The 20253-nt window shown below is 59.7% G+C and carries 17 protein-coding genes; 13 read left to right on the top strand and 4 right to left on the bottom strand.

The features are described 5' to 3' along the window. Positions 1-111: 111 nt before the first annotated feature. From AAC071_RS01165 to AAC071_RS01130, 8 genes are all read left to right on the top strand, one after another. On the top strand, positions 112-1116 hold the full coding sequence (locus AAC071_RS01165; protein WP_339828988.1) for a septal ring lytic transglycosylase RlpA family protein: 1005 nt from the start codon (positions 112-114) through the stop codon (positions 1114-1116). Positions 1117-1172: 56 nt separating this feature from the next. Then, a complete protein-coding gene (locus AAC071_RS01160; protein ID WP_339828986.1) occupies positions 1173-2327 on the top strand; it encodes a D-alanyl-D-alanine carboxypeptidase family protein in 1155 nt (384 codons plus the stop codon). Between the two features lie 3 nt (positions 2328-2330). After that, positions 2331-2987, top strand: a complete 657-nt coding sequence (gene tmk, locus AAC071_RS01155; protein WP_339828983.1) for a dTMP kinase — start codon at positions 2331-2333, stop codon at positions 2985-2987. A 200-nt stretch (positions 2988-3187) separates the two neighbouring features. Continuing rightward, positions 3188-3805: a M23 family metallopeptidase gene (locus AAC071_RS01150; protein WP_339828981.1), complete on the top strand. Its 618-nt coding sequence runs from the start codon at positions 3188-3190 to the stop codon at positions 3803-3805. Positions 3806-3864: 59 nt separating this feature from the next. Further along, complete coding sequence (locus AAC071_RS01145; RefSeq protein ID WP_339828979.1) at positions 3865-5046, top strand: DNA polymerase III subunit delta'; 1182 nt, start codon at positions 3865-3867, stop codon at positions 5044-5046. 123 nt (positions 5047-5169) lie between these two features. Beyond that, entirely contained in the window at positions 5170-6726 is a 1557-nt protein-coding gene (gene metG / locus AAC071_RS01140) for a methionine--tRNA ligase (RefSeq protein WP_339828977.1), read from the top strand. Between the two features lie 208 nt (positions 6727-6934). Next, entirely contained in the window at positions 6935-7729 is a 795-nt protein-coding gene (locus AAC071_RS01135) for a TatD family hydrolase (RefSeq protein WP_339829254.1), read from the top strand. Further along, positions 7726-8544, top strand: coding sequence for an MBL fold metallo-hydrolase (locus AAC071_RS01130; RefSeq protein WP_339828974.1), 819 nt, complete (start codon positions 7726-7728; stop codon positions 8542-8544). Before AAC071_RS01135 ends, AAC071_RS01130 begins: the two co-directional genes overlap by 4 nt. A 57-nt stretch (positions 8545-8601) precedes the next feature. Here AAC071_RS01130 and AAC071_RS01125 read toward each other — a convergent pair whose 3' ends face one another. Continuing rightward, positions 8602-9060: a hypothetical protein gene (locus tag AAC071_RS01125; protein WP_339828972.1), complete on the bottom strand. Its 459-nt coding sequence runs from the start codon at positions 9058-9060 to the stop codon at positions 8602-8604. 940 nt (positions 9061-10000) lie between these two features. Here AAC071_RS01125 and AAC071_RS01120 point away from each other — a divergent pair. From AAC071_RS01120 to AAC071_RS01100, 5 genes are all read left to right on the top strand, one after another. Continuing rightward, positions 10001-10606 (top strand): restriction endonuclease subunit S, encoded by a 606-nt coding sequence (locus tag AAC071_RS01120; RefSeq protein ID WP_339828969.1) that lies wholly within the window; start codon positions 10001-10003, stop codon positions 10604-10606. After that, complete coding sequence (locus tag AAC071_RS01115; protein WP_339828967.1) at positions 10603-12123, top strand: type I restriction-modification system subunit M; 1521 nt, start codon at positions 10603-10605, stop codon at positions 12121-12123. Before AAC071_RS01120 ends, AAC071_RS01115 begins: the two co-directional genes overlap by 4 nt. Positions 12124-12196: 73 nt before the next feature. Next, positions 12197-13432 carry a restriction endonuclease subunit S gene (locus AAC071_RS01110; protein WP_339828965.1) on the top strand — a complete coding sequence of 412 codons (1236 nt, stop codon included), beginning with the start codon at positions 12197-12199 and terminating at the stop codon, positions 13430-13432. After that, on the top strand, positions 13429-16644 hold the full coding sequence (locus tag AAC071_RS01105; RefSeq protein ID WP_339828963.1) for an HsdR family type I site-specific deoxyribonuclease: 3216 nt from the start codon (positions 13429-13431) through the stop codon (positions 16642-16644). Before AAC071_RS01110 ends, AAC071_RS01105 begins: the two co-directional genes overlap by 4 nt. Beyond that, complete coding sequence (locus tag AAC071_RS01100) at positions 16641-17357, top strand: SprT family zinc-dependent metalloprotease (protein WP_339828961.1); 717 nt, start codon at positions 16641-16643, stop codon at positions 17355-17357. Before AAC071_RS01105 ends, AAC071_RS01100 begins: the two co-directional genes overlap by 4 nt. 228 nt (positions 17358-17585) lie before the next feature. On the opposite strand, the gene AAC071_RS01095 is transcribed toward AAC071_RS01100, so the two are convergent. The 3 genes from AAC071_RS01095 to AAC071_RS01085 form a co-directional block, all read right to left on the bottom strand. Then, positions 17586-18479: an Abi family protein gene (locus AAC071_RS01095; RefSeq protein WP_339828959.1), complete on the bottom strand. Its 894-nt coding sequence runs from the start codon at positions 18477-18479 to the stop codon at positions 17586-17588. A 500-nt stretch (positions 18480-18979) separates the two neighbouring features. Next, positions 18980-20020: a hypothetical protein gene (locus AAC071_RS01090; protein ID WP_339828958.1), complete on the bottom strand. Its 1041-nt coding sequence runs from the start codon at positions 20018-20020 to the stop codon at positions 18980-18982. A gap of 2 nt (positions 20021-20022) precedes the next feature. Next, complete coding sequence (locus AAC071_RS01085) at positions 20023-20241, bottom strand: KTSC domain-containing protein (RefSeq protein ID WP_339828957.1); 219 nt, start codon at positions 20239-20241, stop codon at positions 20023-20025. Positions 20242-20253: the final 12 nt, after the last annotated feature.

Here is a 20253-nt window from a genome sequence, read left to right as displayed (position 1 = left end):
GCGCTCCTGCTTGCCGCCGAAAGCGCGGCTGACTATAAGAAAAAATGAATACGTTCGAGGTATGATTCGTTTCCAATGACGAGCGATGGTCACCTCGGAGAGAGGTTCTCAATGCCTGTTCGAGCTCCCGCGAGGGTTCAATGTGTCGCCCGCGCTCTGCTGGCGTCACTGGCGCTTGCCCTGTTGCTGGCCGGCTGCGGAACCGCGGACAAGCCCACGAGCGCGGCGCCACTCAAGACAGGCGGCGGCTACTACAAGGTCGGAAACCCCTACCAGATCGGCGGTATCTGGTACTATCCGCGCGAAGACGAGAAATACAACGCAACGGGCATCGCCTCATGGTACGGCCCGCAGTTTCACGGCAAGCAGACCGCCAATGGCGAGATTTTCGATCAGAACGCCATGACGGCCGCACACCCGACGCTGCCAATGCCGACGATCGCGCGCGTCACCAATCTTGAAAACGGCCGTTCGGTCATCGTCCGCATCAATGACCGCGGCCCCTTCGCCGCCGGGCGCGAAATCGACATGTCGAAACGTGCCGCCGAGGAACTCGGCTTCATGATGAAAGGCACCGCAAAGGTTCGTGTGGAATATATCGGCCGGGCGCCGCTCGATGGCGGCATTGGCGACGGCCGCGCGGTTGCAGAAACCTTCATTGCGCCGAAGGTCGAGACACCGCCGGACGAGCGCCGTGCCACCGCCGCACCTTTAACGTCGGTTGCTGCGGTCTCGACCACCGAACTCGCCGCACCCGCAGGCGCGGCAAGTGCGGCACCGCAGAGCATTGCACCGGCTAGAACGGTGCAATCGGCCTTGTCCGATGCGGCCATGGAACCCGTTCGAGACGATCCGACTGTGACACAGTACCGACCCGTCACCGGAACGGGTGGCATATATGTCCAGGCCGGTTCGTTTCAAAATCTGCAGAACGCCCAGGCAGTGCGCCAGCAATTGGCCGGACTTGGCCCTGTCGAGATTCAGACAACAACGGTGGAAGGCACGCCGTTCTACCGCGTTCGCCTGGGCCCGCTTTCCGATGTTCCGGCGGCCGACAGTTCGCTGCAGTCCGTCGTGCAGCGCGGGCATAGCGGTGCGCGCATCGTCATCGACTAGGCTGCATTTTCCGGCAAAGCGTCTCGTCCCGTCGCCGAAGAGGACCGTTAGAGAACATGAAAAGCATTACCTCCATTGTCATTCTCTGTATCGCACTTGTCGGGACGACGCTGGCCGCGCCGCGCGCAGCCCTTGCTTTCGATACATCATCCAGCTTCGCCATCCTGATGGACTACGAGACCGGCGCCGTGCTCTGGGGCAAGAACGAAGACGAGACAATGTATCCGGCCAGCATGAGCAAGCTGATGACGCTCGACGTGCTCTTCGGCGCGCTTCGCGACGGCAGCGTCAAGCTCGATGACGAGTTCATCATCAGCGAGCATGCCTGGCGCACCGGTGGCGCTGCGTCGGGCTCGTCGACCATGTTTGCCGATCTTAACTCGTCGGTTCCCGTCGAGGCGCTGCTCAAGAGCATCATCATCCAGTCGGGTAACGATGCCTGCATCGCCGTCGCCGAGGCACTGAGCGGTTCCGAGGAGGCCTTTGCAATACGCATGACCGAGCGCGGCAAGGAAATCGGTCTCACCGGCTCGGTCTTCAAGAACTCCACCGGCTGGCCGCATGATGAGCATGTCATGACGCCGCGCGATCTTGCGTTGCTGGCGCGGCACATCATCATGGAGTTTCCGGAATATTATCCGATCTTCAAGGAGCGTGACTTCACCTGGAACGGAATTCGTCAAGCGAACCGCAACCCCGGCCTGTACCTCGATCCGTCCGTGGACGGACTGAAGACCGGGCACACCGAGGCGGCCGGCTATGGACTGACGGCATCGGCACAACGCGGCGACCGTCGACTGATCCTTGTTCTGAACGGGCTGGAAAGCGAAAGGGCGCGTGCGGACGAAACGGTGCGGATTCTCGACTGGGGTTTCCGATCGTTCAAGAATTACAAGCTTTTCGCGGCGGGTACGCCTGTCGAGAATGTGCCCGTGTGGCAGGGCACCTATGCCGAAGTGCCGCTGGTCAGCACGTCCGACATCGACGTGATCCTGTCGGTCGACCAGCGCCGCGACATGAAAGTGTCGGTGGCGTATCAAACGCCGCTGATGGCGCCGGTCGAAGCGGGGCAGCACATTGCGACGCTGAAAATCGAGACGCCGGGCGCGCCGACGCGGGAATATCCGCTGGTGGCCGGCGGAAGCGTTGAAAGACAAGGGATTCTGGCGCGGGCGGGCGGTGCGCTGATGCATATGCTGTTTGGAAGCTGAGCCTTGGCGGAGGGGCGGTTCATCACGCTGGAAGGCGGCGAGGGCGCCGGAAAATCGACGCAGATTCAAAGACTTGCGGAGAGACTGCGGGAGCGGGGCGCGACGGTTTGCGTGACCCGCGAGCCCGGCGGCGCGCCGGGTGCGGAGGCGATAAGACAGCTGCTGGTGACCGGCGAAACGACGCGATGGAGCCCAAAAAGCGAGGCTTTGCTTCACTTTGCGGCACGGGCGGAGCATCTGGAACGGACCATCAGACCGGCGCTGGCACGCGGCGAATGGGTGATTTCGGACCGCTTCACCGACTCGACGATCGCCTATCAGGGGCAGGGGGTTGGGCTCGAATTCATCAATCAACTCAAGGCGTTGGTCGTCGGCGATACAATGCCGGCGCTGACGCTGATCCTCGATCTACCGGTCGAAACCGGGCTCGCGCGTGCACGGCAGCGTCACAGCGGAGAGGATTCGGCCGAGGACCGCTACGAGCGCATGGGCACCGAGTTCCACGAACGGTTGCGCCAAGCCTTTCTGAACATTGCCAAAAACGAGCCCGAGCGCTGCGCCGTGATCGATGCCAGCGGTGACCCGGCGGCGGTCGCCACAGCGATCTGGCAGACAGTCGAACAACGCCTTACCCCCCCTCTGTCACGGAACTGTCACTGAACTGTCATAATCGGCAAACGGGGTTAATCCGGTTTGCCCTTATCCCCGCCTTCGCCTATAGCACTGGCAGCATTTTTCAGACGGATGGATTCCCGGCGACCGCGCCGGCCACGCGAAGAGGATCGCCGGTGACACGACGACAGCAAAAACAGGTCGACCGACCCATTTTTTCGGCGGCCATAATCCTCCTCGCCGCTCTGATGATCCTCCTTCCGCATTCCTCCGCCGACGCCCGCAGCAGCGATCTCGCCCTGGCGCTCGATCCGGCCGCGCGCGATCACGTCGTGCCGCTCGAGCGGCCCGCACCCGTGCAGCCGAGCCTGCCAAGCCGCGGCCTTCATCTCGGCGATCCGATCGACACCTCGCAGGTGCGCATGACCTCCGGGTACGGATGGCGCATCCATCCGGTGCTGAAGGACAAGCGGCTGCATCGCGGCGTCGACTGGGCGGCGCCGAAGGGGACGCCGGTCTATGCGGCGGAAGACGGCATTGTCGGCATGGCCGGCTGGCGCGGCAATTACGGCAAGCTGGTCACGATCCGTCACGCCGAGAATGTCGAGACCTTCTATGCGCATCTGTCGGGCTTCGCGCCCGGCATCAAGGCCGGCGCCGGCGTCCGGAAGGGCGATGTCATCGGCTATGTCGGCCGGACCGGACTCGCGACCGGCAACCACCTCTATTACGAGGTCGCGATCAACAACGAGCGCATCGATCCGCTGGCGGACGATCTCAACGAACAGATCAACGTGCTGGCCATACGCGTCATCCGGCCCGACGGCCAGATCGCCGAAACGCGCGGGCTGATCGAGGCACGCTGAGGCCGCCCCCGTTCACAGCAGGCATGACGCCCGGCGCCCGCCCGTGCTAACACAGCACCATGGCCGATAAAGAGATTCCCGAAAGCGACCGGCTCGACGCCTTTCCGCATCCGCGCGAGGTGGCGGCGCTGTTCGGCCATCAGGAGGCCGAGCGGGCGCTGTTCGAAGCCTTCATGGGCGGGCGGATGCATCATGCCTGGCTGATGACCGGCCCGAAGGGGATCGGCAAGGCGACGCTGGCCTATCGCTTTGCGCGTTTCATCCTGCATCACGGGACGCCCGAGGCGGCGCGGGCGGCGGGCGCGCGCGATCTCGCCGTGCCGACGGAAAGCCCGGCCGCGCATCAGGTGGCGGCCGGCAGCCATCCGAACCTGCTGACCGTGCGGCGGCCCTGGGACGAGAAGACCAAGAAGTTCAAGAGCGTGCTGCCGGTCGACGAGGTGCGCCGGATCGGCCATTTCTTCGGCATGACGGCGGGCGGCGCCGGGGGCTGGCGGATCGTCGTCATCGATGCCGCCGACGACATGAATCCGAATGCCGCCAATGCGCTGCTGAAGGCGCTCGAAGAGCCGCCGCCGCAGGGGCTGTTCCTGGTGCTGTCGCATCAGCCCGGGCGGCTGCTGCCGACCATCCGCTCGCGCTGCCGGGCGCTGGCCATGAAGCCGCTGGGCGTGGCCGAGATCGTGGCTGCGATGACGGCCAGCGAGGCGGCGGCGCTGGCCGAGGCCGAACGCGCCAAGAGCAAATATGCCGGGTTGAAGCTCAAACCCGGCGAGGCCGAGACGATCGCGCAGCTGGCCGATGGCAGCGCCGGCCGGGCGCTGTCGATCGCGGCGGGCGGCGGCCTCGCCCTCTACAAGGAACTGGCCGGCCTGCTCGCATCGCTGCCGCGGCTCGACATCGCCGCCGTTCATGCGCTGGCCGACAAGGCGGCGCGGCGCGGCGCGGACGATGCCTTCGAAACGCTGGGCGAATTGCTGACCTTGTGGCTGCAGCGCCTGATCCGCGCCGGCGCCGGGCTCGATCCCGGACCCGATATCGCGGCGGGCGAGGGCGCGGCGATGGCGCGGCTTTCGGACCCGGCGCGGGGCGGGGCCAGCCTTGATCGCTGGGTCGAGGTATGGGAAAAGATCGGCCAATCCATTGCCCGGGGCGAGGCGCTCAACACGGACCGGAAACTGACGGTTCTGAACGTCTTTTCGATGCTGGAAGCCGCCGCAAGCGAACGCGCGGGGGTTTGAGAGACGACGGCGACGCAGAACCCCCGCCCCGAAAAATTCTCGCGTACGCTCGAATTTTTCGACCCTCCCCCAGGGGAGGGTGGAAGACGAGAACGACGCCAAGCAAAACGATTTGAAAGCAGCATGAGCGCGCCCAAGGCCTTCTACATCACGACGCCGATCTATTACGTCAATGACGTGCCGCATATCGGGCATGCCTATACGACGCTGGCCTGCGACGTGCTGGCGCGGTTCAAGCGGCTGGACGGTTTCGACGTCAAGTTCCTGACCGGCACCGACGAGCATGGGCAGAAGGTCGAGAAAGCGGCGGCGCTGGCGGGCGTGACGCCGCAAGCCTTCACCGACCGGGTGTCGCAGAATTTCCGCGACCTCTGCGGCACGCTGAATTTTTCCAACGACGATTTCATCCGCACCACCGAACCGCGCCACATCGCGGCCTGCCAAGCGCTGTGGCAGCGGCTCGAAGAGGCCGGCGATATCTATCTCGGCTCCTATTCGGGCTGGTATGCGGTGCGCGACGAGGCGTTCTACGGCGAGGACGAGCTGAGCGAGGGCCCGAACGGCAAGAAGATCGCGCCGTCGGGCGCCGAATGCGAATGGGTGGAGGAGCCATCCTATTTCTTCCGCCTGTCAGCCTGGGCCGAACCGCTGCTGGCCTTCTACGAGGCCCATCCCGACTTCATCGCGCCGGCGGGACGGCGCAACGAGGTGATGAGCTTCGTCAAGTCGGGCCTGCGCGACCTCTCGATCAGCCGCACGACCTTCGACTGGGGCGTGCCGGTGCCCGGCGACGAGAAGCACATCATGTATGTCTGGCTCGACGCGCTGACCAACTACATCACCGCCGTCGGCTATCCCGATGTCGAGAACGAACAGTACAAGCGCTACTGGCCGGCCGATGTGCATGTCATCGGCAAGGACATATTGCGCTTCCACACGGTCTACTGGCCGGCCTTCCTGCTGGCAGCCGGCCTGCCGACGCCCAAGCGCATCTTCGCGCATGGCTGGTGGACCATCGAGGGCCAGAAGATGTCGAAGTCGCTCGGCAATGTGGTGGCGCCCGACGATCTGGTTTCGACCTACGGGCTCGATGCCTCGCGCTATTTCCTGCTGCGCGAAGTGCCGTTCGGCAATGACGGCGATTTCTCGCACAAGTCGATCGTGCACCGGACCAATGGCGACCTTGCCAACGATCTCGGCAATCTGGTGCAGCGGGTGCTCAGCATGATCGCCAAGAATTGCGGCGGCGCCGTGCCGAGGCCCGGGCCCTTCAGCGAGGCCGACGACGCGCTGCTTGCGACCGCGCACGGGCTGATCGACCGGGTGCGGGCCGAATTCGACGTGCAGGCTTTCCATCGCGGGCTCGAAGCCATCTGGGGGCTGTGCGGCGACGCCAACCGCTATGTCGACGAGCAGGCGCCCTGGACCCTGCGCAAGACCGATCCGGCACGGATGGCGACGGTTCTCTATGTGCTGGCCGAGGCGATCCGGCATGTCGGTATCCTGGTGCAGCCGGTGATGCCGGATGCGGCGGCCAAGATCCTCGACCAGCTGGCGCTGGGGCCCGAGACGCGCGGCTTCGGCACGCTGGGACCGCAAGGGGCGCTCAAGCCCGGGACGGCGCTGCCGGCGCCCTCGGGCGTGTTTCCGCGCTATGTGGAGCCGGAGGCGGCGTCGTGAAGTGGATGTGCGGTCAGTCATCACAGTGTCATCCCGGCGAAAGCCGGGATCCATTGGTTCCCTCAGCAAGAACGCTTGCACACGGCGCCGGCGTCGCTACGCAACGTCAAGCACTGCGGCAAGAGGCGCTGCGAGTGGGCCCCGGCTTTCGCCGGGGTGACATCCTTGTTTTGTCTTCGGTCACCGGGAAACGCCCATGAGCCTTCCGGTGCTTATCGACAGTCATTGCCATCTCGACTTTCCGGATTTCGGGCCGGAGGTCGAGGATGTGGTGGCGCGGGCGCATGCAGCCGGCGTCGGGCTGATGGTGACGATCTCGACCAAGGTCAGCGAATTCGAGCGGGTGAGGGCGGTCGCCGAACGATTTCCGCATGTGTTCTGCACGGTCGGCATCCATCCGCATGAGGCGGCCTCGGAGCCCGAGACCGACACGGCGACGCTGATCGAGATGGCCCGGCACCCCAAGGTCGTCGGCATCGGCGAGACCGGGCTCGATTATTATTACGAGCATTCCCCGCGCGCGGCGCAGCAGCGCAGTTTCCGCGCGCATATTGCGGCGGCACGCGAGACCGGGCTGCCGCTTGTCGTGCATACGCGCGATGCCGATGACGACATGGCCGAGATTCTGGTCGAAGAAACCGGGAAGGGCGCCTTCCCAGGGCTTCTGCATTGCTTCAGCTCCGGACCGCAACTGGCTGAAAAAGCTATCGAATTGGGTCTCTATATTTCACTTTCCGGAATCCTGACCTTCAAGACAGCCGACGAACTGCGTGCCACCGCCGCCAAGGTGCCGATGGAGCGGCTGCTGGTCGAGACCGACGCGCCTTACCTGGCGCCGGTGCCCAAGCGCGGCAAACGCAACGAGCCGGCTTTCGTGGTGCATACGGCGGCCAAGCTCGCCGAGGTCAAGGGCGTGACAGCGGCCGAACTGGCCGAAGCGACGACCGCCAATTTCCTGCGGCTGTTCTCGCGTGTGCCACCCGATGCGGTGCTGCGCCGATGAAGCTGAGGGCGACCATACTCGGCAGCGGCTCGTCGGGCGGCGTGCCGCGGATCGGGCCCAATGGCGGCTTCTGGGGCGCCTGCGACCCGACCGAACCGAAGAACCGGCGGCGGCGCTGTTCGCTGCTGGTCGAGCAATGGGACCATAACCCGGCCGAAAAGACCGTGGTGCTGGTCGATACCTCGCCCGACATGCGCGAACAACTGATCGATGCCGGGGTGGGGCCGATCCATGGCGTTCTCTTCACGCATGACCATGCCGACCAGAGCCACGGCATCGACGATCTCCGGATGGTGGCCATCAATCAGCGCCGCCGGGTCGATTGCTGGATGGACGGACCGACCAGCGAGACGCTGCTCAACCGCTTCGGATATTGTTTTCGCGAGAAGCCCGGGGCCGGTTACCCGCCGATCCTCAACCATCACCTGATCGAGGCGCCGGGCCGGCCGATCCATGTCGAGGGACCGGGCGGCACGCTGACCGCGCTGCCATTCGACCAGGATCACGGCAATATCCGCTCACTCGGGTTCCGCTTCGGGCCGCTGGCCTATTCGGCCGATGCGGTTGGTATTCCGGATGAGAGTTTCGCGCTACTGAACGGTATTCATTGCTGGATCGTCGATGCGCTGCGCTATACGCCGCACCCGACGCATGCCCATGTCGAGATGGCGCTTGGCTGGCTGAAGCGCGCCGGCGCACCGCATGGCGTGCTGACCAATCTGCATGTCGATCTCGACTACCAGACACTGAAAGGCGAATTGCCCGCGGGCGTCGAGCCGGCCCATGACGGGATGGCACTGGAATTCGAATTCTGAACGCGAAACGGCGCGGAAGCCGGGACTTCCGCGCCGCCAATTTCAGGTCAATGCCGCTCAGTAGGCCGGCTCTTCGCCGATCACCATACCGGTATACATGTCGAGCGTGACATGGACCCGCTCACCATCGAGATTGATGGCGGTGAATGTGCCTTCACCTTCGGACGAGCCTTCGGCCTCCAGCGGCTCGATATCGCTGTAGCCCAGCGCCTGAAGCTGGGCGACCGAATCGACCTCAGGCATTGCCGCCGGGTCTTCTTCCGGCGCGGCCTCGCGCGGCGCGTCAATCATCGTGTCGGCCTGGGCGCGGGCTGCACCAGCCGCGGTTGTGGCGCCGGGGATCTGCGCGGCGCTGTTCGCCGAAGCGTCGATATCGGCCGATGCGGCCGAACCGGCGGCATTGCCGGACGCCGAGACGCCAACCGTGCCGTGAAGCGGGCCCGCGGCAAGCGCGGGGCCGGCAACCAACGCGAGGCTGGCGGTGCCGGCGAGAAGAATCCTGCTGAACCGGGTCATATCAATCCTCCAGTCGTTGCGCCCCCAAAGCACCCCGACGGCTCGTATTTGAAGGTTCGGACCCGAGGGGTCAACCCGATCACAAAATGACCTCATATTTGACGACGCATGAGGCGGTAGATCGAGGTGCGAGAGCGCAGCGCATGGTTCGCGCAGAGCCACGCTGTCATGCAGGGTAGCCGGAACAACTCCGGGTTTTCTCGAGCTCCGGCCGGTTTCCGGCCCTTGCCCGAGCTATTATTCCTCATAATATATCTTATCGGCTAAATGGACATGCCGAGCTTGACGGGTGCGCGACGGTGGCGTTTCGCATAGAAAATGAATCTGGACGCGTAGAAAATGAATCTGCACAGAAAACGAATCTGGAAATTCACTTTCCAGATCAATGCGTTGCCTGCCCTTCCTCATGTAACCGAGGTCGAGGACCAAATCTTGTTCCGGCAAATGCCCGCTTAAACCCCATCGTCCTCGCACGCATCTTCGCGCCGGCTCAGCCTAATATGATCTTCCGCTTCGAAGCCACCACATCCCGCGCACCTCGGAGGTTCGTCTCTTGGCACACTCTCGATGCGCCCGTGTTGTTGAAAAGGTTTCCGGGAATTCGCCGCCATGCGACCCAATCTTGCCCTTTGAACTGCCCGTATCCTGGTCCGTCACCGGCACCCCTTATGCGTGTGATTTTTCACCTAAGCCATTGATAACATTGGTTTTGCCCCGAAAATCGTCGAATTTGCCGAGTTGAGGGGCAAATCGTTTTAATTCAACAGGTTAGATACTCCGATCGCCTGTTGGCGCTTTCGAGCCGTAGTCGCGTGACGTAAGTGAGGTCGCCAGACAAAGGCATCATATTTTTACAGTGGTACTATCTACAGATACTTTCATATTGACAATGGAACCCACATTCCTATCTCCTGTGGGCTAAGCTACAGAGGATTTCATTGTGCGTCTTCACGACCTTTGCGAGATTCAGGCTGGCTACACAGCGCGGGCGCGTCTCGAACCCGCCACGACCGCGGGCGTGCCGGCTATTCAGCTGCGCGACATTTCCGCAGCCGGGCGAATTGAGCCGGACAAGCTTATGCGTGTCGATCTGGGGGCGCTTCCGGGGCGGTATTTCGCACGAGCCGGCGATGTGTTGTTTCGCTCGCGAGGAGATCGCAATACGGCATCGGCACTCGATCGGCGATTTGTCGAACCCGCCCTCGCCCTCCAGCCGCTCCTTATCCTCCGACCAAAGCCGGATGTCGTTACCTCCGAGTATCTGGCATGGGCCATCAACCAGGCCGAGGCGCAGCGGCACTTCGATAGCGGTGCGCGAGGAACCAAGATTCGTATGGTACCGAAGTCGTGCCTAGATGAACTGAATATCGACGTTCCAGATGTCGAGACGCAACGCAAGATCATCGCCGTTGACGACCTCGTGGAACGGGAGAACGGGCTGGCTCTGCTTCTGGCCGAAAAGAGGAAAAAACTCAGTCGCCTGATCCTCGACGAACAGGCCAAACTCATTTGCCGGAGCGCTGAGCCGGAGAGGAAGATGAAATGACCGACCAGCTGACACAACAGCAAGTCAATCAAACGGCCTGGGCCGCTTGCGACACTTTCAGGGGCGTCGTCGATGCCGGTCAGTACAAGGATTATATCCTTGTGATGCTCTTCCTGAAATACATCTCCGATCTCTGGAACGATCACGTCGAGACCTATCGCAAGCAATTTGGCGGCGACGACGCCCGCATTCGCCGGCGGCTCGAACGCGAGCGTTTCATCCTGCCGGAAGGCGCCAGTTTTCACGACCTCTATGCCCAGCGCAACGAACCCAATATCGGCGAGCTCATCAACATTGCGCTTGAGAAGATCGAAGATGCGAACCGGGCCAAGCTCGAGGGGGTTTTCCGCAATATCGACTTCAACTCGGAATCGAATCTCGGCCGGGTCAAAGACCGAAATCGCCGCCTGAAAAACATGCTGGAGGATTTCGCCAAGCCCGCGCTCGATCTCCGCCCCTCGCGCGTGACCGAAGACATCATTGGGGAGTGTTATATTTATCTGATCTCGCGCTTTGCCTCCGATGCCGGCAAGAAGGCCGGCGAATTCTATACGCCCGCCGCCGTGTCGCGCCTCCTGGCCAAACTCGCCTCCCCCAAGCCCGGCGACACGATCTGCGACCCGGCCTGCGGTTCAGGCTCGCTGCTGATCCATGTTTCGAAGGAGGTCGGCTCCGACAATTTCGCGCTCTACGGGCAAGAGGTGAACGGCGCCACCTGGGCGCTGGCGCGGATGAACATGTTTCTGCATGCGAAAGACGCCGCACGCATCGAGTGGTGCGACACGCTGAACAGCCCCGCTCTTGTCGAGAGCGATCATCTAATGACATTCGATGTCGTGGTGGCAAACCCGCCCTTCTCTCTCGACAAATGGGGCGCCGAAGATGCGGCGACCGACCAGTACAAGCGCTACTGGCGCGGTATCCCGCCGAAGTCCAAGGGCGACTATGGCTTCATCACGCACATGATCGAGATCGCCAAGCGCCAGAGCGGCCGCGTGGCCATCATCGTTCCTCATGGTGTGTTGTTCCGTGGCGGCGCCGAAGGGCGTATTCGGCAAGCCCTGATCGAAGAGAACCTGCTCGACGCGGTAGTGGGCCTACCCGCAAACCTGTTCACGACCACGGGCATTCCGGTGGCCATTCTGATTTTCGACCGCTCCCGCGAACAGGGCGGCGTCAATGAGGCACGCAAGGACGTGCTCTTCATCGACGCCAGCAAGGAGTTCACGTCGGGCAAGACCCAGAACGTGATGGATGAGGCGCATATCGCGAAGGTGCTGGAAACCTACGCCTCACGGGTGGAGATTGAAAAATACTCCCACCGCGCCAGCCCCGAAGAGATCGTCGAGAACGACTTCAACCTGAATATCCCCCGCTACGTCGACACTTTCGAGCCGGAGGAAGAAATCGACGTCTCCGCCCTCCAGAAGCAGATCAATGCGATTGAGACAGAACTTGCCGACGTTCGCGAGAAGATGGCCGGGCACCTGAAGGAGCTGGGTGTAGATGTCAAATAGGGCGGAAAGATATCATGATGGTAGAACGACGTTCACGAAGTCGCTTTTTGAAAACGAGCTACCCAGTGATTGGATGCTGGTGCCGGTTGGGGAAGTACTTACGAGCGCTGAGTACGGCTTAAGTGAGCCGGGCGATTCTTCTGGCAATACCCCAATTGTCGGAATGCGCGATCTCGTCAGAGGATCGGTGAATCTCAAGGGACTTGCGACCGTTGATGATGGCGGAAACGATTGGTCAGCAATGCGTCTGCGACGCGGTGATATACTTCTAAATCGAACAAACAGTCCGGATTTGGTCGGGAAGGTGGGAATCGTCCGCGAGGATTCGGAGGCGGTCTTTGCGTCCTATTTGGTCAGGCTCCACGCAGACCAATCGAAAGCAGATCCCGATTTCTTGAACTTTTGGTTGAACTCGTCGATCGCTCAGATAGCGCTAAAACGGCTTTCAACCCGCGGCGTAAGTCAGGCCAACATCAACCCGAGCGAGTTTCGCAAGCACTGCCCATTTCCACTTGCCCCGCTCCCCGAACAGCACAAGATCGCCGAAATCCTGCGGACATGGGACGAGGCCATCGAGAAGCTGGAGGGGCTCCGCGCGGCGAAGCTGAGTCGGCAGCGTATGCTGACCCACTCTCTTGTTTTCGGGACGCGGCAACTCGACCGCTTCCATACTTCGGACGAAATGATCCCACACCGCTGGTTTACGCTTCCCGCGTCTTGGGACAACAAGCCCATCGGCAAATTGGCCAGGGAAATCTCCGAGCGGAACGCCGATGCGGAGCAGCATGAAGTCCTATCCTGTTCGAAATATGACGGATTCGTAAGGTCCCTTGAATACTTCAAAAAACAGGTCTTCAGCGCCGATCTGTCAGGCTACAAGAAGATCTGGCGCGGTGACTTTGGCTTTCCCAGCAACCACGTCGAGGAAGGCTCTATCGGCCTCCAGAACCTGACTGACGTAGGCGTGGTGAGCCCAATCTACACCGTATTCAGGTTCGCGCCTGAAAAGGTGGTTGCTGACTACGCTTTCGCCGTGCTCAAGACGGGACTCTACCGGCATATCTTCGAGGTCAGCACCAGCGCCTCGGTAGATCGGCGCGGCAGTCTACGCTGGAGCGAGTTCTCGAAGCTGCCGTTCCCGGTTCCTTCGTTGGCCGAACAGAGAGCCATCTCCGACGTGCTACGTACAGGGCAGGCCGATCTTGACGCTTTGACTTTAGAAATCGAAACCCTCACCCGCCAAAAACGAGGCCTGATGCAGAAGCTGCTGACGGGCGAATGGCGGGTAAAGGTGGGAGGCGGATCATGACCTTCATCGCGGCCGAAAAGCATCAGTCCCAGATCCCTGCCCTTCAGATCCTCGTGGCGCTGGGATTTGTTCCGCTTTCACAAACCGAAGCCGTTTCCATGCGCGGCGGCCGCCTGCGTAACGTCGTGCTCGACGATGTGCTTGCCGAGCAGCTTTTGAAGATCAACAGCTTCAGCTATCGGGGCCGTGACTATCCCTTCGATCTCGAGGACGCGCATGAGGCGATCCGCCGGCTGAAACCGACACCAGACCGGCAGAAAGGCCTGCGCGGTACCAATCAGGACATCTACGACACGCTTGTTTTGGGCACGACCATCACCAAGACGATCCAGGGCGACTCGAAATCCTGGTCATTCCGCTTCATCGACTGGGATACACCGGCCAACAACGTTTTTCACGTCACCGCCGAAGTGGCGGTCGAGCGGACGGCCAGCACACAGACGAAGCGTTGCGACATCGTCGCTTATGTAAACGGCATCCCCTTCCTGGTGATCGAAAACAAGCGCCCGACCGAGAGCCTGAAGAAAGCGGGAAGCCAGCTGATCGGCTATCAGAACGAAGACAACATTCCGCAACTGTTTCACTTCGCGCAGCTTCTGATGGCGATGAACCGCGCCGAGGCGCGATATGCCGCGGTCGGTGCGTCGAAGCAATATTGGCAGAGCTGGCGCGACGACGAAGACAAGGACGACGACATTGCCGCGCTGGCGAACCGGACCCTGAAGCCTGTTGAGGCCGATGCGATCTTCTCTGGCGATTTTGCAGGCGCGCGGAAGCATTTCGAGGCCTTGGCCGCCGAGGGCCCTCGCGCGATCACGGCGCAAGACCGGACGATTTATGCGTTGTGCCGACCGGAACGACTTCTGGATCTAGTTCGCCGATTCACCGTGTTCGATGCCGGCACGCGCAAGGTTGCCCGTCACCAGCAGTTTTTCGGCATTCGCAAGGCGGTGGAACGCGTTCGCCACTTCAATATCGATGGCCGGCGCAAGGGCGGCGTCATCTGGCACACGCAGGGATCCGGCAAGTCGCTGACCATGGTCATGCTCGGCCGGGCGCTGGCGCTCGACAAGGAAATATCCAATCCGCGCATCATGATAGTTACCGACCGCGACGACCTCGACAGGCAGATCAAGGATACCTTCAAGTCCTGCGAGATGGAGCCGATCCGGGCGACCAGCGGCAACCACCTGATTGAACTGGTCCGCAACAGGGCGCCGCTCGTTACCACCATCATCAACAAGTTCGACACTGCGGCAAAAAATGCCGAGGACGTGGACGACGATGCCAACATCTTTGTTCTGGTTGATGAAAGTCACAGGTCGCAGACCGGCCGCCATGGCGGCCATAGCCAGTTCGCGACCAGGATGCGCCGTCTGCTGCCGAAGGCCTGCTATCTCGGCTTTACCGGCACGCCGCTTCTGAAAAAGGAGAAAAACACGCTCTCGACCTTTGGCGGTCTCATCCACAAATATGCGATCGACGAAGCCGTGGCGGACGGCGCCGTCGTTCCCCTGCTCTATGAAGGCCGGCTGGTCGAACAGCAGGTCAATGGCGATGTGATCGACCGGTGGTTCGACAAGATCAGCGAGGGGCTTACCGCGAGCCAAAAGGCCGACCTGAAGCGTAAATTCTCTCGAATGGACGCGCTCTCGAAGACCGGCCAGGCGATCCGCGCAAAAGCCTTCGACATTTCCGAACACTTCCGCCAGCACTGGCAGGGAACCGGCTTCAAGGCGCAACTTGTTGCGCCTTCGAAGGCCGCCGCTGTCCGCTTCAAGGAGGTTCTGGACGAGATCGGTCACGTTACCAGCGAGATCGTCATCTCGGCACCCGACGAGAACGAAGGCAATGAGGAGGTCGACAAGGAATCGAAAGACATCGTGCGCGGCTTCTGGACGCGAATGATGGCCCGCTACAAGAGCGAGGACGAGTACAACCGCCAGGTCATCGACGCATTCAAGGGCTCCGGCGATCCCGAAATTCTGATTGTCGTGTCAAAGCTTCTGACCGGCTTCGATGCACCGCGTAACACCGTCCTCTATGTTTGCAAGTCGCTGCGCGAGCATAATCTCCTGCAGGCTATTGCCCGCGTGAACCGGCTTTACGAAGAAGACGAGACCGAAAAGGAATTCGGCTTCATCATCGATTATGAAGGCCTGCTGGGCGAGCTCGACACAGCGCTGACGGCCTATAGCGCCTTCCAGGGGTTCGACGACGTTGACCTTGCCGGCACCGTTCACGACGTGCGCGAACAAATCCGGAAGCTCCCGCAGCTGCACGATCGGCTCTGGGACCTTTTCAAGCCCGTGAAGAACAAGAAAGACATGGAACAGTTCGAGCAATTCCTGGGCGATGAGGCCATTCGCCATGAATTCTATGAACGGTTGAAGGCTTTCAGCCGCTGCCTTCATATATCGCTGTCCTCCGACAAGCTTTTCGATGTGTTCGATGAGACGAAGGTCGACGTGATGAAACGCGACTGGAAGCAGTTTTCGGAATTGAGGCGCTCTGTTCAGCTCCGATATCAGGAAACCGTCGACGTCAAGGAGTTCGAACCGAAAATCCAGAAACTTCTCGACGATCATGTCGTTGCGCTGCCGGCGGAAACCATCATCGAGATCGTCAATATCAATGACCCCGATGCGCTGAAAGCCGTTGTCGAGGAGAAAGGCGTATCCGAGGCATCGAGGGCCGACCGGATCGCCAGCGCGACGCGACGTGTCATCACCGAGAAAATGGCCGAGGATCCGACCTTCTATCTGAGTTTCTCCGAGCTTTTGGAGGAAGCTATTCGGGATTATCGCGCGAGGCGAATTTCCGAACGAGAGTACCTCAACAGCGTGGTTGAACTTGCCAGCAAAATCGCCCGCAAGGATCGTGGACGCGAGGTACCCGATGCGATCAAGGGGGACGACGACGGGCAGGCCTTTTTCGGTGTCCTCGAAGGCGCCCTCGCCTCTGCCGGCGACCGTCCGGTCGAGGCCGATGAAACGGCCCGTATTGCCCTTGCCATCATCGATATCGTCAAGGCGCATCACATCGTCGATGTATGGTCCAACGACATCGCCCAGAACAAGATGCGCAACGCCATCGACGATTATTTCTTCGATGTTCTTCGGGACAAGAAAGGCATCGATCTTTCGGTCGAGGCGCTGGACGATCTCGAGATCAAGATCATGAACCTCGCAAGGGCGCGGTTTCCGGGATGAAACCGGAAAGGCACAGGATCCAATACGGCGAACGCACGATCGATTTTTCGGTCGTGCGACGAGATCGAACAACTCTCGAAATCGCCGTCGAACCCGATACGTCGGTTATGGTCGCCGCCCCTCTCGATGCAACCATCGAAGTCATCAAGGCCAAGGTACACAAACGGGCCGCCTGGATAAGACGACAGCAGAATTTCTTTATTCAGTACATGCCGCGAACACCGGAGCGCCGGTTTGTGGCCGGCGAAACCCATCTCTATCTCGGCCGTCAATATCGGCTGAAGCTCGTGGCGCATACCCAAGAGCGCGTGACGCTCATACGTGGCTTCATCACAGTGCAAACGCATCGGCCGGGACGACCGAACGTGACGCGAGATCTGGTTGAGGCATGGTATCGAGAGAAAGCGCATCTCAAATTTCGCGAGCGCATTGAGGCCAATCTCCAGCGCTTTTCGAATCCGGAAGCGTTCCGTCCAGAGGGGCTGATTGTCCGTCATCTGCGGCAGCGGTGGGGCTCAATGTCACCCTCACACCGACTGTTGCTCAATCATCGCCTTATTGAGGCGCCGGTCGGCGCCATCGACTACGTCATCACCCACGAGCTCTGCCACATAGCGGAACCGCATCACGGGGCAAAGTTTTTTGCTTTAATGGACCGCGCGATGCCCGACTGGCCCAAGCGCAAGGGACGACTTGAACGATTGATGGCATGAAAGCGCTATTAGTCCCGTCGTATGGCCGCCTTCTGCGTTTGGGGAATAAAAGGACAGGCTCATTCGAACCAGCCCTGATGGTCAATGTTGTTATTTGTTTGTGAGGCAGGAAGCCGTAACCTCACGCAAGCAGCTGCATTTTTATGTATAAGGGACCAAATTGAAGTGTTAAGGACAAAACGTCAGCTGGGCAGCTCAAGGCCCTAGCCTTGGATTGGCAATCTGAGGTTAAAATCCGGTCTCCGCCAAAAATATCTCGGGATATTGACGTAAGAGCCGACTAACCCTTGCCTCAACCCCTACGGAGGCGCCCCTTGCAGTCATCATGTAGTCTAGGCACTGCAATAAAGCTCGGAGCTTGTTATTCTGGCCGCCAGCACTAGTCGGCACCCCCCGAGTCCTGAAGATCTCCGGCTGCTTTTGGAAAGTCCGGTTGAAGAGCCGGTCGTGATGTGCGCAGATATTTCGCAAGTCGACCAGTGCCTCGACCCAGTTTTCTAGCATTTGGTCAGATGGCAGGCCGAAGTCCTTTGCGATCGCTGTGACCACCGGCCCATTCAACGCCTTGATCAGTTTTGAGGTTGTGCCGAAAGTGAGAAATTCTTTCAGCGTCCATATGGCCGGAAGGGGTGGGTTCGAGTAACTCTCCTTGTAGTGCTTGGCCCGCTTATCTTTTGATGCGTTGTAGACTGAACTGAGCTTCTGCATGGCGTCCAGATGCGCCTCCTTGCTCTTGAAGGCGCTCGTGTCGAAGTATGGGTGGCTACCGAAGCGAGTGCTCAGCTCTTCAGACAGCCGGTTCCGGAGGTGAATTTCGAACTGACCAACGGCTGCGAAGCAGATAGCGCGCAGTTTGGTGTCACATTCATAAATTCTAAGCACATCATGATAGCTCGTTCCAGGAGTGAACGGCTTACCTGGTGCGGTGGAGTCGCGGCGGCTCAGAAAGTAAATTCGTAACCGCTCATAGCCGATCAGCTCGATCTTTCTAGCAGCGACTTTCGGCCGAGGAACGATAAGCCCTTTGTTCCGTAAATGGAGAACACGGTCAGCCGGGGTAGCATGGCGCTTCGTAAACGCAGGAAGGGTCATCTGATAATAAAAGGGGCCGCCCTTTTGCACTCAGCAATTCGACCGAGTGTGGCGACCCATGACAAGGTTGAATATATACCGCAACTCATCACATTTCAAGTGGAATGTGAAAGTTCACAGGCATGGCTCTTTGTTAAGATAGGCTAATCAACATGTTGTCGGCAAGGCGGAGATGCCGCCTCATGGCATAATCCTTGGAGTTTCCGTCGAAGAAGCCTCTTGACTCGGGATGCGGCACATGTTTTGTTCTTGTTATGTTCTAATCATGTCCGTAATCTGCTTTCACTCAACAAGGAGGACGGGCCTGGACCACTCAGGGGGCCGGTCATTTGCGCTCTCGAAGATTTCTTCGGGAGTTAGTTGTCGGGATCGGCGCGCCTACGGACACCAAGCCCCGATTCAAAACAGGAAACGCCGGCAGATTACCGCCGGCGCTCCGTCGAATCGACATTTACTGTAGGGGCTGGCTCATTCGAACCAGTTTCCCGATTCCAAGCTGCGGCTAATGTCCCCGTCGCGCCAAGAGCGGACTATCCGACGCCAAGGGCATTGATTTCCTTCTCTATTAGACGAAAACGGTCCTTAATCTCTTCTCCCGCGTAGAAATCGAGCAGGTCTTCTTTTGAGAGCGTACCTTCGGCAAGAAACTTGACCAGATACCTCTGGCTAAACTCCATCAGAAGCATACTTTTCTCGATTTGCGCGATTATCTTCCTGCAGTTGTCTATGTTTGAATGCACAAGCGCCTTAATCGCCGTCACATCGTTTATATCCTTGATAATCCTGTTCATGATCACATTCAGGATTTCCTTATCGATCATCACTTCCTTGCTGTTGAGCGCTACGTCTCTTGCCAACATGTATGCGATAGCAAGATTTTTATAGTCACCCTTCTGGGAATCTATTATCGCGACGAAACCCACGGCCGGAATGAATCGGACGTCCTGCACTGCGCTTAAAATGGAGCTGTCTACGAGCGATAGATCAAAAACAATAATTCCGACTTTGCCTTCACGGTTAGCCTGAGCTTCCAGGAGTTGACTCCAAGCTGTATCAACCTTCTTCGTGAAAACGTCCTTGGTCTGAATGTCACCCAACCGAATGCCTTTATCGAATTTGCATTCGATGGCTATTTTCATCCCGCCGTCCCCGCTCAGATGACAGACGATATCTCCGGTCTTGTTCCGATGCAGTTTTCCGGCCACGTTGCCAAACAGCTCAATCCTGTCCGCAATTTTTTGTTTCGCCAAGAATTCAGCGAGAAAATTGGCGATGTCCTCTTCGGCAAGAACGCCTTTTACCGAGGTGCGGTAGAAAAGCTCCTTCTTCATGTCGAAGATGATCTTGAGACTCTCCAGTTCCGTTCCGAGTTCATTGGCCGTCTTGGCTAGGAAGCTGGACAGCCTGTCCTCCATGAGCGCCAGAACGCCGATATACAAAGCTTTGTGGAACTGCTCATCACGATCATTTACGCCGAGCTTGTTGAAAAATTCGAACAGTATCTTGTTCTCAACCTCGAAGGATGAGACCTGAACCCTGCCCGATTTTTGATCTAAGCTAACGATTCCCATGATCAGACTTTGCTGTACCGATAGTGCCCCTTGATTGAGGATGCGAGAAACGATCCTTTGGATTCGGCGCGTTCTAACTCATCTGCCACCTGAGATGGAACATCGTAGTAGTGATACGTACCTCCGTTGTGGAATCCGACCTCAAGTGTGGCCTGTTCATTGTCGTATCTTATCAATGCGATGTTGGAAGATGTGAATGAAGGAAAATCTCTCCACGCCATGATGTAGTTTCC

The sequence above is a fragment of the uncultured Parvibaculum sp. genome, from assembly GCF_963975745.1.
In the GTDB taxonomy this organism is placed as follows: Bacteria; Pseudomonadota; Alphaproteobacteria; order Parvibaculales; family Parvibaculaceae; genus Parvibaculum.
The sequence above is the reverse complement of the archived record's forward strand: the minus strand, read 5'-3'. Positions and strand labels throughout refer to the sequence as shown.

Coding starts and splice junctions, on each gene's coding strand:
- AAC071_RS01145 (WP_339828979.1), top strand. CDS start 3,865: ATGGCCGATAAAGAGATTCCCGAAAGCGACCGGCTCGACGCCTTTCCG.
- AAC071_RS01110 (WP_339828965.1), top strand. CDS start 12,197: ATGCTGGTGCCGGTTGGGGAAGTACTTACGAGCGCTGAGTACGGCTTA.
- AAC071_RS01130 (WP_339828974.1), top strand. CDS start 7,726: ATGAAGCTGAGGGCGACCATACTCGGCAGCGGCTCGTCGGGCGGCGTG.
- AAC071_RS01105 (WP_339828963.1), top strand. CDS start 13,429: ATGACCTTCATCGCGGCCGAAAAGCATCAGTCCCAGATCCCTGCCCTT.
- AAC071_RS01160 (WP_339828986.1), top strand. CDS start 1,173: ATGAAAAGCATTACCTCCATTGTCATTCTCTGTATCGCACTTGTCGGG.
- AAC071_RS01165 (WP_339828988.1), top strand. CDS start 112: ATGCCTGTTCGAGCTCCCGCGAGGGTTCAATGTGTCGCCCGCGCTCTG.
- AAC071_RS01090 (WP_339828958.1), bottom strand. CDS start 20,020: ATGGGAATCGTTAGCTTAGATCAAAAATCGGGCAGGGTTCAGGTCTCA.
- AAC071_RS01085 (WP_339828957.1), bottom strand. CDS start 20,241: ATGGCGTGGAGAGATTTTCCTTCATTCACATCTTCCAACATCGCATTG.
- AAC071_RS01115 (WP_339828967.1), top strand. CDS start 10,603: ATGACCGACCAGCTGACACAACAGCAAGTCAATCAAACGGCCTGGGCC.
- AAC071_RS01100 (WP_339828961.1), top strand. CDS start 16,641: ATGAAACCGGAAAGGCACAGGATCCAATACGGCGAACGCACGATCGAT.
- AAC071_RS01150 (WP_339828981.1), top strand. CDS start 3,188: ATGATCCTCCTTCCGCATTCCTCCGCCGACGCCCGCAGCAGCGATCTC.
- AAC071_RS01125 (WP_339828972.1), bottom strand. CDS start 9,060: ATGACCCGGTTCAGCAGGATTCTTCTCGCCGGCACCGCCAGCCTCGCG.
- metG (WP_339828977.1), top strand. CDS start 5,170: ATGAGCGCGCCCAAGGCCTTCTACATCACGACGCCGATCTATTACGTC.